Source organism: Flavobacterium sp. PL12 (assembly GCF_039123485.1).
Taxonomy (GTDB): Bacteria; Bacteroidota; Bacteroidia; order Flavobacteriales; family Flavobacteriaceae; genus Flavobacterium; species Flavobacterium weaverense.
Map to the genome: position 1 here is coordinate 127,227 of NZ_JBANDI010000003.1, position 14,310 is coordinate 141,536.

Annotated in this window: 16 protein-coding genes and 1 riboswitch; of the genes, 6 read left to right on the forward strand and 10 right to left on the reverse strand. The window is 33.7% G+C overall.

Translation table 11 applies throughout. From position 1 onward, the window contains the following. Nucleotides 1–14 precede the first annotated feature (14 nt). The 3 genes from RCH19_RS02605 to RCH19_RS02615 all read left to right on the forward strand — a co-directional run bounded on the left by RCH19_RS02605 (nucleotide 15) and on the right by RCH19_RS02615 (nucleotide 2,721). Nucleotides 15–404 carry an HIT family protein gene (locus RCH19_RS02605; protein WP_343021910.1) on the forward strand — a complete coding sequence of 130 codons (390 nt, stop codon included), beginning with the start codon at nucleotides 15–17 and terminating at the stop codon, nucleotides 402–404. Nucleotides 405–482: 78 nt separating this feature from the next. Beyond that, nucleotides 483–1,379 carry an SH3 domain-containing protein gene (locus RCH19_RS02610; RefSeq protein ID WP_343021911.1) on the forward strand — a complete coding sequence of 299 codons (897 nt, stop codon included), beginning with the start codon at nucleotides 483–485 and terminating at the stop codon, nucleotides 1,377–1,379. A gap of 169 nt (nucleotides 1,380–1,548) precedes the next feature. Next, nucleotides 1,549–2,721 (forward strand): transglutaminase domain-containing protein, encoded by a 1,173-nt coding sequence (locus RCH19_RS02615; protein ID WP_343021912.1) that lies wholly within the window; start codon nucleotides 1,549–1,551, stop codon nucleotides 2,719–2,721. Here the strand turns inward: RCH19_RS02615 and RCH19_RS02620 are convergent. Continuing rightward, on the reverse strand, nucleotides 2,713–3,867 hold the full coding sequence (locus tag RCH19_RS02620) for a HAMP domain-containing sensor histidine kinase (protein WP_343021913.1): 1,155 nt from the start codon (nucleotides 3,865–3,867) through the stop codon (nucleotides 2,713–2,715). The genes RCH19_RS02615 and RCH19_RS02620 overlap by 9 nt on opposite strands. 175 nt (nucleotides 3,868–4,042) lie before the next feature. Between RCH19_RS02620 and RCH19_RS02625 the strand changes: the two genes are divergently transcribed. The 3 genes from RCH19_RS02625 (at nucleotide 4,043) to aat (ending at nucleotide 6,112) form a co-directional block, all read left to right on the forward strand. Next, a complete protein-coding gene (locus RCH19_RS02625; RefSeq protein WP_343021914.1) occupies nucleotides 4,043–4,918 on the forward strand; it encodes a flavin reductase family protein in 876 nt (291 codons plus the stop codon). A gap of 28 nt (nucleotides 4,919–4,946) precedes the next feature. Then, complete coding sequence (locus tag RCH19_RS02630; protein ID WP_121923927.1) at nucleotides 4,947–5,324, forward strand: DUF3127 domain-containing protein; 378 nt, start codon at nucleotides 4,947–4,949, stop codon at nucleotides 5,322–5,324. Between the two features lie 137 nt (nucleotides 5,325–5,461). Beyond that, complete coding sequence (aat, locus tag RCH19_RS02635) at nucleotides 5,462–6,112, forward strand: leucyl/phenylalanyl-tRNA--protein transferase (protein WP_343021915.1); 651 nt, start codon at nucleotides 5,462–5,464, stop codon at nucleotides 6,110–6,112. 272 nt (nucleotides 6,113–6,384) lie between these two features. On the opposite strand, the gene RCH19_RS02640 is transcribed toward aat, so the two are convergent. The 9 genes from RCH19_RS02640 to RCH19_RS02680 all read right to left on the reverse strand — a co-directional run bounded on the left by RCH19_RS02640 (nucleotide 6,385) and on the right by RCH19_RS02680 (nucleotide 14,226). Beyond that, entirely contained in the window at nucleotides 6,385–7,095 is a 711-nt protein-coding gene (locus RCH19_RS02640; protein ID WP_343021916.1) for a HesA/MoeB/ThiF family protein, read from the reverse strand. A gap of 54 nt (nucleotides 7,096–7,149) precedes the next feature. Continuing rightward, nucleotides 7,150–8,307 (reverse strand): 2-iminoacetate synthase ThiH, encoded by a 1,158-nt coding sequence (thiH, locus tag RCH19_RS02645; protein WP_343021917.1) that lies wholly within the window; start codon nucleotides 8,305–8,307, stop codon nucleotides 7,150–7,152. A gap of 95 nt (nucleotides 8,308–8,402) precedes the next feature. Then, nucleotides 8,403–9,179, reverse strand: coding sequence for a thiazole synthase (locus RCH19_RS02650; RefSeq protein ID WP_343021918.1), 777 nt, complete (start codon nucleotides 9,177–9,179; stop codon nucleotides 8,403–8,405). After that, nucleotides 9,160–9,798: a thiamine phosphate synthase gene (locus RCH19_RS02655; protein ID WP_343021919.1), complete on the reverse strand. Its 639-nt coding sequence runs from the start codon at nucleotides 9,796–9,798 to the stop codon at nucleotides 9,160–9,162. The genes RCH19_RS02650 and RCH19_RS02655 overlap by 20 nt, the downstream gene beginning before the upstream one ends. Then, on the reverse strand, nucleotides 9,788–10,546 hold the full coding sequence (locus RCH19_RS02660) for a hydroxymethylpyrimidine/phosphomethylpyrimidine kinase (protein ID WP_343021920.1): 759 nt from the start codon (nucleotides 10,544–10,546) through the stop codon (nucleotides 9,788–9,790). The genes RCH19_RS02655 and RCH19_RS02660 overlap by 11 nt, the downstream gene beginning before the upstream one ends. Then, a complete protein-coding gene (locus tag RCH19_RS02665) occupies nucleotides 10,519–11,148 on the reverse strand; it encodes a thiamine phosphate synthase (RefSeq protein WP_343021921.1) in 630 nt (209 codons plus the stop codon). The genes RCH19_RS02660 and RCH19_RS02665 overlap by 28 nt, the downstream gene beginning before the upstream one ends. Before the next feature lie 17 nt (nucleotides 11,149–11,165). Then, nucleotides 11,166–12,989 carry a phosphomethylpyrimidine synthase ThiC gene (gene thiC / locus RCH19_RS02670; protein WP_343021922.1) on the reverse strand — a complete coding sequence of 608 codons (1,824 nt, stop codon included), beginning with the start codon at nucleotides 12,987–12,989 and terminating at the stop codon, nucleotides 11,166–11,168. Nucleotides 12,990–13,181: 192 nt separating this feature from the next. Beyond that, nucleotides 13,182–13,388 (reverse strand): sulfur carrier protein ThiS, encoded by a 207-nt coding sequence (thiS, locus tag RCH19_RS02675; protein ID WP_343021923.1) that lies wholly within the window; start codon nucleotides 13,386–13,388, stop codon nucleotides 13,182–13,184. Nucleotides 13,389–13,465: 77 nt separating this feature from the next. Further along, nucleotides 13,466–13,563: riboswitch (TPP riboswitch) on the reverse strand. Nucleotides 13,564–13,665: 102 nt separating this feature from the next. After that, on the reverse strand, nucleotides 13,666–14,226 hold the full coding sequence (locus RCH19_RS02680; protein WP_343021924.1) for a DNA-3-methyladenine glycosylase I: 561 nt from the start codon (nucleotides 14,224–14,226) through the stop codon (nucleotides 13,666–13,668). Between the last annotated feature and the right edge of the window lie 84 nt (nucleotides 14,227–14,310).

Sequence of the window (14,310 nt, forward strand, 5' to 3'; positions counted from 1 at the left end):
AAATCATTTTTGAAATGTCAAGTATTTTTACCAAAATAGTCAACAAAGAAATTCCTTGTTACAAGATAGCTGAAGATGATAATTTTTTAGCATTTCTTGATGTAAACCCTAATGCCAAAGGACATACGCTTTGTATTCCAAAAAAAGAAATCGATAAGATTTTTGAAATGGAAGAGGATTTATATTTTGGATTGATGCAATTTTCACGAAAAATTGCTATTGCTTTAGAAAAATCAGTTCCCTGCAAGCGAGTAGGAATGGCGGTTGTTGGGCTAGAAGTGCCACATGCTCATGTACATTTGATTCCATTAAATGAAATGGATGAAATGCGTTTTCAAAATAAAGTATCACTGACAAAAGAAGAATTTGAAGCGTTAGCGCAAAAAATCAAAGACAATTTATAAATAAAAATTTATTTTTTTAATTCCACAAATTTGGTAATCATTTATCTGAGTTTGTGGAATTTTTTTATTTTGACCATTATGAAAAAGCTATTATTTTTTATTTTTTTATTATTTCCGTTTTTGGCATTTAGCCAAGAAAAGAGTAGTCATAATTATTACTGGAATGACTACGATGTGCATGAAGCAATAGTTGGTGCTGCAAATTGCTATGTTAGAGAATTGCCTTCTATACAATCGCGATTATTAGATTCTTTACAAATGGGTAAAAAGATAAAAGTGCTAAAAACGACAGACAATGATTTAAAGATTAAAGGTTTAAATGTGTCTTGGGTCGAAATAGAATATGAAAATAATTCAGGAAAATTAACTAAAGGATATTTGTGGAAAGGCTTTGTAGCGCTTGGATCTTTTAAAAAAGAAAATTTTACTTATCTCACTCTGATAGATAAAATTGAAACTAAAAAGGAATCGGAAGATTACGAAATTAGTAATGTTACAATTTCAGTAAAAATTTTAGACGAAAACAATACTCTTGTCGGTCAAAAAACGGTACTAAAACCTCTTGGCGGAAGCTTTTACTTTCAAAATAAAACTATTGGAAATTTAGGTTTAGCTAATTTATCAGATATTTATAGGATCAATTTTAGCGGCGAAGCCTGTGGTATTCCAACACTATACTACTATTTTGGTTGGAACGGAACGACTTTTTTAGAATTGCCAGAAAAAAGAGAAGTAAGTGATGCAGGTGTTTATTATTATGTTGAAAATTTTATATTTCCAAAAGAAGCTGGTGGAAAACCTGATTTAATACTTAAAAATATTGAAGAAGGTGAATACGATCAAAATCAAGGTGAAAATAATAATTATGTTTTAGATGTTTCTAAGTGGACAGAAACTTTCAAATGGACTGGTGAGAAAGCCGTTTTTATTTCAAAATCAAAACCAATTAAATCGAAAAGTAAACAAACTAATTAAAATTTCCTTCTATATATTTACTTCTTTTCAATACGAATAGTGAAAATAGAAAATCTTAATTTTCATTTCATTTATCTTGATTGTACAAATAAAACAAACTGGTATGGTTTTCGTTTAAAGGAATAAGGTGTGCAATTTTTGCATTTTAATTTTTAGAATACTCTTCTACATGAAAAAGACTTTACTATTCTTCAATTTATTATTTACCATTTTAAGCTTTGGGCAATCTCCAAATAAATTTGAAGCAGTCGATGCTAAAATGATTATTATTCCGTCTCGTTCAGCAGCAAGTACTGACGGAATTGCTAGTTATATTAATGATAATTTCAAGTCAGAAAGTGATAAGATTAGAGCAGCTTTTTTTTGGACTGCATCGAATATTAGTTACGATGTTTCAAATATGTACTCTGTTAAGTATGATGAAACCGTTCAAGATAAAATTGCAGGCACATTAAAATCTAAAAAAGGAGTCTGTTCTAACTACGCTGAAGTTTTAAATGATATTACAATAAAGATTGGAATTCAATCTCATATAATTGAAGGCTATAATAAACAGAACGGTAAGATAACAGATCTAGCTCATGCTTGGACGGCAGCAAAAGTAGATAATAAATGGTTTTTATTTGATGCAACTTGGGGTTCAGGATATGTAAATGATGGACGATTTTCCAAAAAACTAAATAATGCTTATTTTAAAGCGGATCCTAATCAATTAATTTCATCACATATTCCATTTGATTATTTATGGCAATTTTTAAATTATCCTATAACTAATGGTGAGTTTTATGAAGGAAAAGTTCAAATTAATAAGTCTAAAAAATATTTTGACTTCGATAAAGAAATTGCCAGATACAATTCTTTGCCAGAGACAGACCAATTATTTGAATCGGCTCAAAGAATAGAGAAAAACGGTTTAAAGAATGCAATGATTGTCGAGCGTTACGAATTTAAAAAGGGCAAATTAGCTTCTATTCGGAAGAATAATAATATTGACAAGTTAAATGCTTTAGTAAACGAAATGAATTACGCTGTTGCGATGCTGAATGATTTTATACACTATAGAAACAATAAATTCAAACCTACTTTTTCTGATAATGAAATCAGTAATATGATTGCTGCGCCAAAAGAAAAACTTTTGAAGTGCCAAAAAGAAATTTTCGAAATAGGGGATGTTGGTAATGCAAACGCAGCGAACTTTGCATTAATAAAGAAAACATTGAATAAGACTTTGGCGCAAGCCGAAGAACACAACGCATTTGTAAAAGAATATTTAGGCAAGTCAAAATTAATTAGAAAAACAATGTTTTCTAAAATGTCTTTTGCTACGAGTAGATCAAAATAATTCATTTTTTTTCAGTCTTACTTGGAACGTTGTGCCTTTTCCAATTTCGGAATGTAGAACTTTGATAGTTCCTTTATGATATTCCTCAACAATTCTTTTTGTTAATGAAAGTCCTAATCCCCAACCTCTTTTTTTAGTGGTAAAGCCAGGTTCAAATATGCTTTTAAATTGTTTCTTGTGGATTCCCGCGCCCGTGTCAGTAACTTTAATAGTTACATAATCAGCTTCGTCTTCAATTTCTAAAGCTAATTTACCTTTTCCCTTCATGGCATCAATTGCATTTTTAACTAGGTTTTCAATAGTCCAACTGTGTAATGTGGGATTCAAAGAAACTAGTATTGGAGATTGCGGTGCTTTAAACGAAAACTCAATTTGTTTAGAAAAACGAGATTGTAAATAATCGTAAGACTGTAGCGTTTCTTCAACGATATCCTTAGTTTCTAATTTTGGTTCTGATCCTATTTTAGAGAAACGATCGGTTATGGTTTGCAAGCGCTCAATGTCTTTCTCAATTTCCAGTGTGGTGCTTTCATCCACATCTTCTGATTTTAGTATTTCGACCCAGCCTATTAGTGATGATAAAGGTGTTCCTATTTGATGTGCTGTTTCTTTAGCCATTCCTGCCCAAAGTTTGTTTTGAGTGGCCATTTTAGTACTTCGATAAAAGTTATAAACTAAACCACCAAAAAGAACTATAATAAGCACTAAAGCAATGGGATAATATTTTAATTTATTAAGTAAAGCTGAATTGCCATAATAGAGTTTTTGAAATTTACCAGCAACATATTCTATGACGATGGGTTCGTTTTCACTTTTTAAATCGTGCAAGAAGTTCATTGCTTTTTGATTGTCCTTTACAATGACCTCATCTACATTTACGGTATTTATTATGCTGTCATTCTCCGTAAGGATGATAGGAATAGAAGTATTATTACTGAAAATTTGAAGCGGAAGCTCCACATCTGTATTTTCTCCAGCATTAATGAAAGTTTTTTGTGCTTTAGCCCAAAGATTCATTTTCAATCGCTCTTCATTTTTGAAAATTTGAAAAAAGGTGTAAGTATTCCAAAGAATTAGCGAAATGATTAAAAAAGAGGCGAAAATAATAGCCCAGCGGGTTGTGTCTCTTCGGTCAGAAAACTGCATAAATAGAATTTTGAGGTATAAATATAACGAATTTAATACGGAAGTATTTTAGTATCAGTTAAAGTATTTTATTTTGGAAAAAAGGAATAAATTTTTAATTCGATTTGTGACTTTGGACCTCTTAAATTTAATTCATTTGCCTACTTTTGTAACCCTAAGCGCTAAATTTAAAAGTATGATTACAGTTGATCCTAAAACTATAGAAACGGCAAAATTACAAGGATATTTGCAAGGATCTGTTGGTCCTAGACCTATTGCTTTTGCTAGTACAATGGACGTTAATGGGAATCCAAATGTATCTCCTTTTAGTTTTTTTAATGTGTTCAGTGCAAATCCGCCCATTCTTATTTTTTCACCAGCTCGACGCGTTCGTGATAACTCTATTAAACACACTTTAATAAATGCTGAAGCTACTTGCGAAGTGGTAATAAATGTGGTTAATTATGATATGGTACAGCAAATTTCACTTGCGAGTACGGAGTATGCTGAAGGGATTGATGAATTCATAAAATCAGGTTTAACGTCTGTGCCTTCAGAAGTTGTAAAACCTTTTAGAGTAAAAGAATCGCCTGTTCAGTTTGAGTGTAAAGTAACGCAGATTATCGCTCTTGGGACAGAAGGTGGAGCAGGAAATTTAATCCTTTGCGAAGTAGTGCGAATTCATATTGATGAAAGTGTCCTAGATGAAAAAGGGGGAATTGATCAACATAAAATTGATTTAGTGTCCAGACTAGGAGGGAATTGGTACTCTAGATCGAATCAAGGACTTTTTGAAGTGCCTAAACCGCTAACTACTTTAGGTATTGGAGTTGATGCAATTCCAGCTCAGGTAAAGCAAAGTAAGGTGTTTGACGGAAACGATTTAGGTATGCTTGGAAATGTAGAAGCCTTGCCAACTGCCGAAGAAATCACTATATTTGTAAAAGAAAATTTTGAAGTAAAAGGGGTATTGAGTGCTGATGATGAAGAGAAAAAATACCAGTTAGCAAAGGAATATCTGAATAAAAACGAAGTGATAATAGCATGGAAAGTGCTTTTAGCTAAAAAATAATTAGAGCCAAACAATTAAAATAGAGAAGATGGAAGTTACAGGAAAAATTAAAATGATCGATCAAACTAAAGAAGTTGGATCTGGAGGTTTCAAAAAAAGAGACATAGTTGTTACAACTGATGAACAATATCCACAGCATATTCTAGTTCAATTTGTTCAGGACAAATGTGATTTATTAAATGGTTTCCAAGTAGGTCAGCCAGTTAAAATCGATATCAACTTAAGAGGTAGAGAATGGACAAATCCACAAGGAGAAACTGTTTATTTTAATACCATTCAAGGGTGGAGAATTTCGCAAGCTCAAGGTGATGCGCCAGCTGCTCAAATGCCTCCTATGCCTGCAGCACAAGCATTTGCTCCAGCAACAAATTTAAATGAAGAAGAAGCAGACGATTTGCCATTCTAATATAAAATTTGTAGAAATTTATAGAAACCAAATTCCATATTTAGCTTGTCTGAAAATGGTATTTGGTTTTTTTTCGTTTTGATAATCTTTGCAATTGCCATTGATTTTTATATTTTTAATTATGGTTACCGCTTAAAATGAGCAAATTATATTACTTGACTACTGATTTATTTTTCCCTTCCGTTTCTCAAGCGAATCGCGACGGGATTTTAGCCGTAGGCGGAGATCTCTCTACTGAAAGATTATTACTCGCTTATAAAAGCGGAATTTTTCCATGGTTTGAACAAGATGATCCTATACTTTGGTGGTCTCCTAATCCGCGAATGGTTTTATTTTTAGAGGATTTAATTGTTTCTAAAAGTATGCGAAACATACTAAATCGGAATAGTTTTACCGTCAGTTTCAATCAAAAGTTTAGAGACGTAATTTCGCATTGTCAAAAAGTGAAACGAGATGGTCAATCAGGAACTTGGATTACAAATGATATGATTGAAGCGTATTGTAAACTGAATGAAAGTGGAATCGCAAAGTCAATTGAAGTATGGCAAAATGATGAATTAGTTGGTGGATTATATGGAATTGATTTAGGCCATGTATTTTGTGGTGAAAGTATGTTTTCACTAGTTTCAAATGCATCTAAGATTGCTTTTATAGCTTTAGTAGAAAAATTAAAAACAGACAACTACAAATTGCTGGATTGCCAAGTATATAATCCTCATTTAGAAAGTTTAGGATGCCGCGAAATTAATCGCTCTGAGTTTATAAAAATTTTACATAATTCTCATTAGGGCCTATTCCAGCTGTTCGTTACAAGTCCTCCTTAAAAATACTTTTTTTCTAAAGTCATAAAAGGAGCTTCCTACCGGTCGCTCTTTTCTGCCTAAAAAAAATAGCCTTTTTCAGTCCGGGCTTTCCACTACCATCTGGGGCAAAAGTATGTATAATTTGATTTTTAAACATCTAGAAAGACCTAATAGGTTTTGAAAACAGGTTGTGCCGAAAATAAAAAAATTCATGTTTATCTGCTCAAACCGTATTATCCGTGTTCCAATTCCTAACTTTAAAAATTAAGCTTTGTAAAACTCCAATCCAAGGTTTTAAATAAAACTAGTTCATTTTTTAAAGTTGGTAAACCAATGATAAATTTTAAAGTTTCGTGAGCCATCATAAGTCCAATCATTCCTGGTAATGTGCCTAAAACTCCATTCAAACTGCAATTTGGTGCATCTTTAGAATTGGGTGGTTCTGGAAATAAGTCACGAAGATTTTTACTTCCTTTATGATTAAAAACGGCTAGCTGACCCTCAAAACCTAATATACTGCCATAAACTAATGCCTTTCCTAGCGCAACGCAAGTGTCATTGACGAGGTATCGAGTAGCAAAATTATCAGATCCATCTACCACCAAATCAAAATCATTTATAATTCCCGAAGCATTCTCAGTAGTTAACTTTTCCTCAAAAGATAAGACTTTTATTAAAGGATTTAGTTTTTCAAGTATGGCTTTCGCCGTTGGCGCTTTTAATAAACCAATTTGCGCTTCCGTATATAAAATCTGCCTGTGTAAGTTGTGAATTTCAATCTTATCAAAATCTATAATTCCAATAGTTCCCAAGCCAGCCGTTGCTAAATATTGTAGAATAGGACATCCCAATCCACCAGCACCAATTACCAGAACTTTTGCATTCTTCAGTTTTTCTTGCCCTTCATCACCTATTTCTGGCAACATGGTTTGTCTGTTGTAGCGTAAAAATTCTTGTATAATGCTCATTTTGATTAAGTCTTAAAGTTTTTAAAGTCGAAAGTTATAAAGTCAATGAAATACTTAATGAAGAATCGAGCTGTCTTTAAGACTTTCGACCTGTGACTTTTGACTAAAGGTTCTGTCCCAATCCTTCCATACGGGTTCATATCCTTTTTGCGTAATAACAGCTGCGATTTCTGCTGCAGAGCGTTCATCGCTAATTTCGAACTGCTCTAAAGATTGCAGGTCTGCGGCATAACCACCGGGATTAGTTTTAGATCCCGCACTCATACTTGTAGTTCCAATAGCTATAATATTATTTCTAAATTTTTCATTCTCTCTAGTCGAAATGGAAATTTCTAAATCCTCGTTCCACAAGCGATACGCACAAATAAGTTGCGTCAAATCTTTATCATCCATTATAAAATTAGGTTCGATAAAACCTTCGGCTGGACGAAGTCGGGGGAATGAAACGGAGTATTTTGTCTGCCAATACGCTTTTTGTAAATAATCTAAATGCAAAGCGTTAAAAAAACTATCGGTGCGCCAGTCTTCTAAACCTAATAAAACACCTAAACCTATTTTGTGGATTCCCGCTTTTCCAATACGATCAGGAGTTTCCAGTCTAAGGTCAAAGTTTGATTTCTTGCCTTTAGTATGATATTTTTTGTAGACTTCTTGATGATAGGTTTCCTGATACACTAATACTGAATACACGCCAGCTTGATGCAGACGTTCATATTCCTCTTGTGAAAGTGGTTGCACTTCGACTGAAATAATAGAAAAATCATTTTTTATTTGGCCAATCGCATTCAAAAAGTAATTGATGTTTACAGTGTAATTCGCTTCACCAGTAACTAACAAAACGTGATCAAAGCCTGCCTTCTTTAAAACTGCTATTTCAAGCTCTATTTCTAGAGCAGACAGAGTTTTTCTATTAATTTTATTATCCAGACTAAAACCGCAATAAGTACAGATATTTTGACATTCATTGCTTAAGTATAAAGGAGCATACATTTGGATTGTTTTTCCAAAACGTTGCTTGGTTAATTTATGACACTGCTGCGCCATTTGTTCTAAATAGGGTTGCGCAGCTGGAGAAATCAATGCTAAAAAATCTTCTAGATTTCTTTTGGTTTTGCTTAGTGATAGCTCTACTTGATCAGTAGTACTTGCATAAATCTTAGATTGGATATCGTCCCAATTGTATTTTTCAAAAACAGATTTGAATGTTTTCATAATTTTAGACCTAAAGAGCGCTAAGTTTTTTGCAAGTGTCGCAAAGCTGTGCTGGCTTAGCGATTTTTCTTTGTGAACTTTGCCGTTAAATTTAATTAATCATATAAAAAAGCAGTCAACGGACTCGAAGCGACAGCGTAATTATATTGCTTTCCTAATTTGGCTTCAAATGCTTTTCTACCTGCTATTACAGCTAATTTAAAAGCTTCTGCCATCAGAATTGGGTTTTCTGCAACTGCGATTGCAGTATTTACTAAAACGGCATCAGCACCTATTTCCATCGCTTTTGCAGCATCTGATGGAGCACCAATTCCCGCATCGACAATTACAGGAACATTGCTTTGTTCAATAATAATTTCTAAGAAGTCAATTGTCTTTAGTCCTTTATTAGTTCCTATAGGTGAACCTAATGGCATTACTGCCGCGGTTCCTACATCTTCCAGTCGCTTACATAAATTGGGATCAGCATGAATATAAGGCAAAACGATAAACCCTAATTTTGCTAATTCTTCAGTTGCTTTCAGAGTCTCAATTGCATCTGGCATTAAATACTTGGGATCTGGGTGAATTTCTAGTTTGAGCCAATTTGTTTCTAAAGCTTCTCTCGCTAATAACGCTGCAAAAACTGCTTCCTTAGCATTTCTCGCTCCTGAAGTATTGGGTAATAAATTGATTCTTGGATGCTGTAAATGTGCTAAAATAGCATCGGTATCTGTTTCTAAGTCTATTCTTTTTAATGCAACCGTAACTAATTCGCTACCTGATGCCAATATCGCTTCTTTCATTATTGCATTCGAACCAAATTTTCCTGTTCCTAAGAATAAACGTGATTCAAAGCTTTTATCTCCAATATTAAATAATGACAGTCCCATATAATTTTTCGTTTAGTTGTATAATAAGTTCGTCTTCTATACTGCTTTGTGTAATTAAGCTAGACGATGCTACTCCATAAATTCCAGTTGCTAGTAGCATTTCTATATCATTCAAATTTATTCCCCCGATAGCATAAATGGGAATTGAGGTATTATACTTTTTCAATTCGTTCATAATATTCTGATATCCTTCCATCCCTAGAATTGGACTTAAGTTTGCCTTAGTATTTGTAAATCGCAGCGGACCTAAACCAATATAATCACAGCCATTTTTAGTTTGACTGATAACTTCTTCGAGAGTGTTTGCAGTACCACCAATAATTTTATCAGTACCTAAAATCTCCCTTGCTTTTGATATTGGCATATCGTTTAATCCTAAGTGAACGCCTTCAGCATCAATAATTTTTGCTAAGGATACATTATCATTTACTATAAAATTTGCATCATATTGATGACAAATCTTTTTTACAGATTCGGCTAGAGCAAAAGTTTCTTCAGAAGTTCCATTTTTAAAACGCATTTGGATCCAGTCGCAACCTTGGTCGAGAGCGTGTTGTATGTTGTGCAGTTGTTCCTGAACAGTGTTACCTTGCGATATATATTGTAATTTACTGAGCATAATGGTAGCCTAATTTTGATGTGTTTGATAATAGAAATTTTTCAGTGTAGTTTTTAGCATTCACACAAGCATCAAAAAGATTTTGTTTTAATGCTAAATTTGCTACTATTGCTGCTGAAAGTACACAGCCTGATCCATGTTTTGAATGTATTTTATTTGTCTTTGGCGGCAGCTTAAAAGTCACTTCTTTTGTTGTTAAATAGTCTATTCCTATTTGGTTAGGATTGTGACCGCCTTTTAAAAGAATGGCACAATTTTTAGCTAGTCGTTCATTTATGCTTGTGTGTGGTTCATTGGGTTTTCCTAATTTTAAAATTTCGTCATAATTAGGAGTTATAATTTCTATTTTGTCTAATAAAGAAAGCAACTCAGTTTCATCCTCAATTTTTAAAAATTCAAATGTTGTGGTAGATTTTAAAACAGTGTCCCAGACAATTTTTAAATTGGGTGAAAGTTCCTTAAGTAGAAAAACTATTGCTTTTAAATATTCTAAAGATGGAACTATACCAATTTTGACTGCTTTAATTGCGTAACTATTGAACAGCGTTTCGATTGATCGTAATACAAAATATAAGTCGGTCCACTGAATGTCTTTAAAACTAGTATCGGTCTGTATTGTGTTAGCAGTACTGATAGCAAGTCCATACACGTGATGTTGTTCAAATGTTTTTATATCAGCTAGTATTCCTGCACCTGCAGAAGGATCAAATCCTGCAATAGTTAATACGAATGGACGATTTGTTGGCATTTTTTAAAATTTTTAAGGGCATTAGTGTTTTTCCAAATAGTTCCCAAAAGCGCGTAATCATCAAATCCGTGGTTTACTACTTTTGCTATAGTATCAAATTGAATTCCACCTAAAGCAATCAATTTAGTATCGAAATTTGTCCTTTTTTTTATCTCTTCAAGCAAATTTGATTTTGCGCTATAATCGTCTTTCGAAATTGAAGGGAATACTGGGCTTAAAAAGGCGTATTCAAAACTTGAATCTATAGTGTTAAATTCCTCAATTGAATGCGTGGACGTTGATACCGTAAACCCATCAGTCTTAAAGTCACTAAAAGAATATTCAAAAGATTTTTTATATCTCAAATGGAATTTAGAAAGGACGTTTCTATTTTTTTCTGTGAAATGAATTCGTTTGATGTCAAATTCAAACGCTAAATGAAGATGACTATGTAATACAAGTTTGCTTCTATATTCAGAATTTATAGTTGATAGAAAAATCTGCATTTCTCTTTCAGAAAATGCTGGCTTTCTTACGTGCAATAATTCCATTCCTTCCTCAAAAAGAGTATAAATGGTTTCAATTTCATTTGGTATACTTGTCGCATTTGAGATAATAATCATATGATAAATTGTTTTAATTAACTGTAAATCTCTCTGCCTTGTTCAATAAATTCCTCTGATTTTTCTTTCATTCCTTTTTCGGCTTCAGCGACATCTCTAATTTCTTGCGAGATTTTCATAGAACAGAATTTAGGTCCACACATAGAGCAAAAATGAGCTACTTTAGCACCATCAGCTGGTAAAGTTTCGTCGTGAAACTCTCTTGCTGTATCTGGATCTAATGACAAATTGAATTGATCTTCCCATCTAAATTCAAAACGTGCTTTACTTAAAGCATTGTCTCGATATTGTGCACCGGGATGTCCTTTAGCTAAATCAGCAGCATGAGCTGAAATTTTGTAGGTTATCACGCCGTCCTTAACGTCTTTTTTGTTGGGCAATCCAAGATGCTCTTTTGGAGTTACGTAACACAACATTGCGCAACCGTACCAGCCAATCATTGCTGCTCCAATCGCAGAAGTAATATGATCATAACCGGGAGCAATATCTGTAGTTAATGGACCGAGCGTGTAAAATGGAGCTTCATCACAATGCTCTAATTGTTTGTCCATATTTTCCTTGATCATGTGCATCGGTACGTGACCTGGACCTTCAATAAACACTTGAACGTCGTGCTTCCACGCAACTTTTGTCAATTGTCCTAATGTTTCTAACTCAGCAAACTGAGCGGCATCGTTTGCATCAGCGATTGATCCTGGACGTAAACCATCTCCTAATGAGAAAGCCACATCGTATTGCTTCATTATTTCGCAAATGTCTTCAAAGTGTGTGTATAAGAAATTTTCCTTATGGTGAAACAAACACCATTTTGCCATTATAGATCCACCGCGAGAAACAATTCCAGTAACACGATTTGCGGTTAAATGAATGTAACGCAGTAAAACTCCGGCATGAATTGTAAAATAGGAAACTCCTTGTTCCGCTTGTTCAATCAATGTATCACGGAATACTTCCCAGGTTAGATCTTCGGCTACTCCATTAACTTTTTCTAGTGCTTGATAGATAGGAACGGTTCCGATAGGCACGGGAGAATTACGAATTATCCACTCTCTCGTTTCATGAATGTTTTTACCAGTAGACAAATCCATAATGGTGTCAGCGCCCCAACGGCAAGCCCAAACGGCTTTTTCTACTTCTTCTTCGATGCTTGAAGTAACTGCGCTGTTTCCAATATTTGCGTTTATTTTGACCAAAAAGTTACGTCCTACAATCATAGGTTCGCTTTCAGGGTGGTTGATATTGTTTGGGATAATAGCTCTCCCTCGTGCTACTTCACTACGAACAAATTCAGGAGTAATTTTTGATTTTGGTGTGTTTGCTCCAAAACTGTAGCCCTCATGTTGGCATTGCATTGCTATAGTTTGAGTCTCTATTTGTTCAATGCGTTGGTTTTCACGAATGGCAATATATTCCATTTCTGGAGTAATAATTCCTTGTTTGGCATAGTATAATTGTGAGACGTTTGCACCTCTTCTAGCACGCATTGGTTTATGTAAATACTCAAAACGCAAGTGATCTAATTTTTCGTCTTCCAAACGTCTTTTACCATATTCAGAGGAGATTTGGGTTAATTCTTCAACGTCATTGCGATCTAAAATCCATTGTTCCCTTATTCTAGGTAATCCTTTTCGAATATCAATTTCAATGTTAGGATCAGTGTAAGGGCCAGAAGTGTCGTAAACAGTCAACGGGGGATTTTTCTCAACGCCACCTTTAGATAATTTAGTGTCAGCTAAATGTATCTCGCGCATTGCTACTTTAATGGGATGAATGTCGCCATCAATGTATATTTTTGTAGAATTAGGAAAAGGTGTTCGAGAGATTTGTTCTTCTTTATTCATGTTTTTTAATCTATAGTTAGAATATTGTGTTGTATATCGTTGTTGTGCTAGGGATAGGAATAGAAAGCTCGCAAAGTGTAAAACGTAGAAAAATAAGGAATAAAAAAGCGACCACAGGAAGCTATTTTTATGATTTTGTTTTTAAGTTTTTAACTGCGAACTTGAAATGGATAGCCCGCTCGAGCAGCCAAATTAGCCTCCTTGAGTAGCTGAAATTATTAAAATAGTATCGGAATCCGTGAGTAGATGTGAATTCCAATTCGATTTTGGAATCACTGTATTGTTAATTGCAACGGCAATACCGTTTTGTTTTTGTGGAATTTCAATATCGAGCATGTCTTGGATGGGAAGTACATCTGCTTGAAATTGTTTAATTTGATTGTTGATTTTTAGTTCCATTCCTTTTAAATTTAGTCCCGAAATTTCGGTATAATTAAACTTTAGGAATGGCTACAAGTACACACAGAAGTGCGTGATGAAGTCATCTTACTTTTCCCTACGCTAGTATGAACTAGATCAGGTTCAGAGGGTAAAATCTCAGCCTACAATTTTGCAGACACCCCTAAAGTGAGCGACAAATGTAACAATTTATTTTAGTTAATTGCAAGTCAAGAGCAATATTTGGCATTTAGAGTTGAAGAGATTGAGAAATTTTGGATGATTTTAATTTGGGTTATTAATCCTTAATCCAGCAATTCTCTAAGTGATCATTGACTATTCCGGTGGCTTGTAAAAACGCATAAACTACTGTTGAACCAACAAATTTAAATCCTCTTTTTTTTAAATCTTTGCTAATTTTATCTGAAAGTAGAGTAGTGGAAGGAACATCAATTAAGGATTTCGGATGATTAATCACAGGTCTATTTGATGTAAAATACCAAATGTAATTCGAAAAGCTTCCAAATTCCTCTTGCACTTTAATAAAAGAATTTGCATTCGAAATTGCTGAACGAATCTTTAATTTGTTTCTAATAATACCTGTGTCTTGTAATAACTCCTGAACCTTATCTTCGTTATAAATAGCTATTTTTTTGTAGTTAAAGTGGTCGAAAGCTAATCTGAAATTTTCTCTTTTTTTTAAAATAGTGTGCCAGTTCAAGCCAGCTTGAAAAGTTTCAAGAATTATGAATTCAAAGAAAGTAGCATCATCGTGAACTGGTTTTCCCCATTCTTGATCGTGATATTTTCGATATAAATCATCTTTTTCGCACCAGGCGCAACGCACTTTGTCTTCCATTTCTTAGTCTATAATTCAAATGTAAATGAAAAAACTCCATTTCAAATGAATTTGAAATGGAGTTTTTATATAAATATGAAATCA

What these genes read in the sequence shown, in the direction of transcription:
- RCH19_RS02620 (WP_343021913.1), bottom strand. Translation starts at nt 3,867, where the DNA reads ATGCAGTTTTCTGACCGAAGAGACACAACCCGCTGGGCTATTATTTTC.
- RCH19_RS02660 (WP_343021920.1), bottom strand. Translation starts at nt 10,546, where the DNA reads ATGCCAACAAATCGTCCATTCGTATTAACTATTGCAGGATTTGATCCT.
- RCH19_RS02615 (WP_343021912.1), top strand. Translation starts at nt 1,549, where the DNA reads ATGAAAAAGACTTTACTATTCTTCAATTTATTATTTACCATTTTAAGC.
- RCH19_RS02605 (WP_343021910.1), top strand. Translation starts at nt 15, where the DNA reads ATGTCAAGTATTTTTACCAAAATAGTCAACAAAGAAATTCCTTGTTAC.
- RCH19_RS02655 (WP_343021919.1), bottom strand. Translation starts at nt 9,798, where the DNA reads ATGCTCAGTAAATTACAATATATATCGCAAGGTAACACTGTTCAGGAA.
- RCH19_RS02610 (WP_343021911.1), top strand. Translation starts at nt 483, where the DNA reads ATGAAAAAGCTATTATTTTTTATTTTTTTATTATTTCCGTTTTTGGCA.
- RCH19_RS02665 (WP_343021921.1), bottom strand. Translation starts at nt 11,148, where the DNA reads ATGATTATTATCTCAAATGCGACAAGTATACCAAATGAAATTGAAACC.
- RCH19_RS02640 (WP_343021916.1), bottom strand. Translation starts at nt 7,095, where the DNA reads ATGAGCATTATACAAGAATTTTTACGCTACAACAGACAAACCATGTTG.
- RCH19_RS02680 (WP_343021924.1), bottom strand. Translation starts at nt 14,226, where the DNA reads ATGGAAGACAAAGTGCGTTGCGCCTGGTGCGAAAAAGATGATTTATAT.
- RCH19_RS02625 (WP_343021914.1), top strand. Translation starts at nt 4,043, where the DNA reads ATGATTACAGTTGATCCTAAAACTATAGAAACGGCAAAATTACAAGGA.
- thiC (WP_343021922.1), bottom strand. Translation starts at nt 12,989, where the DNA reads ATGAATAAAGAAGAACAAATCTCTCGAACACCTTTTCCTAATTCTACA.
- RCH19_RS02630 (WP_121923927.1), top strand. Translation starts at nt 4,947, where the DNA reads ATGGAAGTTACAGGAAAAATTAAAATGATCGATCAAACTAAAGAAGTT.
- aat (WP_343021915.1), top strand. Translation starts at nt 5,462, where the DNA reads ATGAGCAAATTATATTACTTGACTACTGATTTATTTTTCCCTTCCGTT.
- thiH (WP_343021917.1), bottom strand. Translation starts at nt 8,307, where the DNA reads ATGAAAACATTCAAATCTGTTTTTGAAAAATACAATTGGGACGATATC.
- thiS (WP_343021923.1), bottom strand. Translation starts at nt 13,388, where the DNA reads ATGGAACTAAAAATCAACAATCAAATTAAACAATTTCAAGCAGATGTA.
- RCH19_RS02650 (WP_343021918.1), bottom strand. Translation starts at nt 9,179, where the DNA reads ATGGGACTGTCATTATTTAATATTGGAGATAAAAGCTTTGAATCACGT.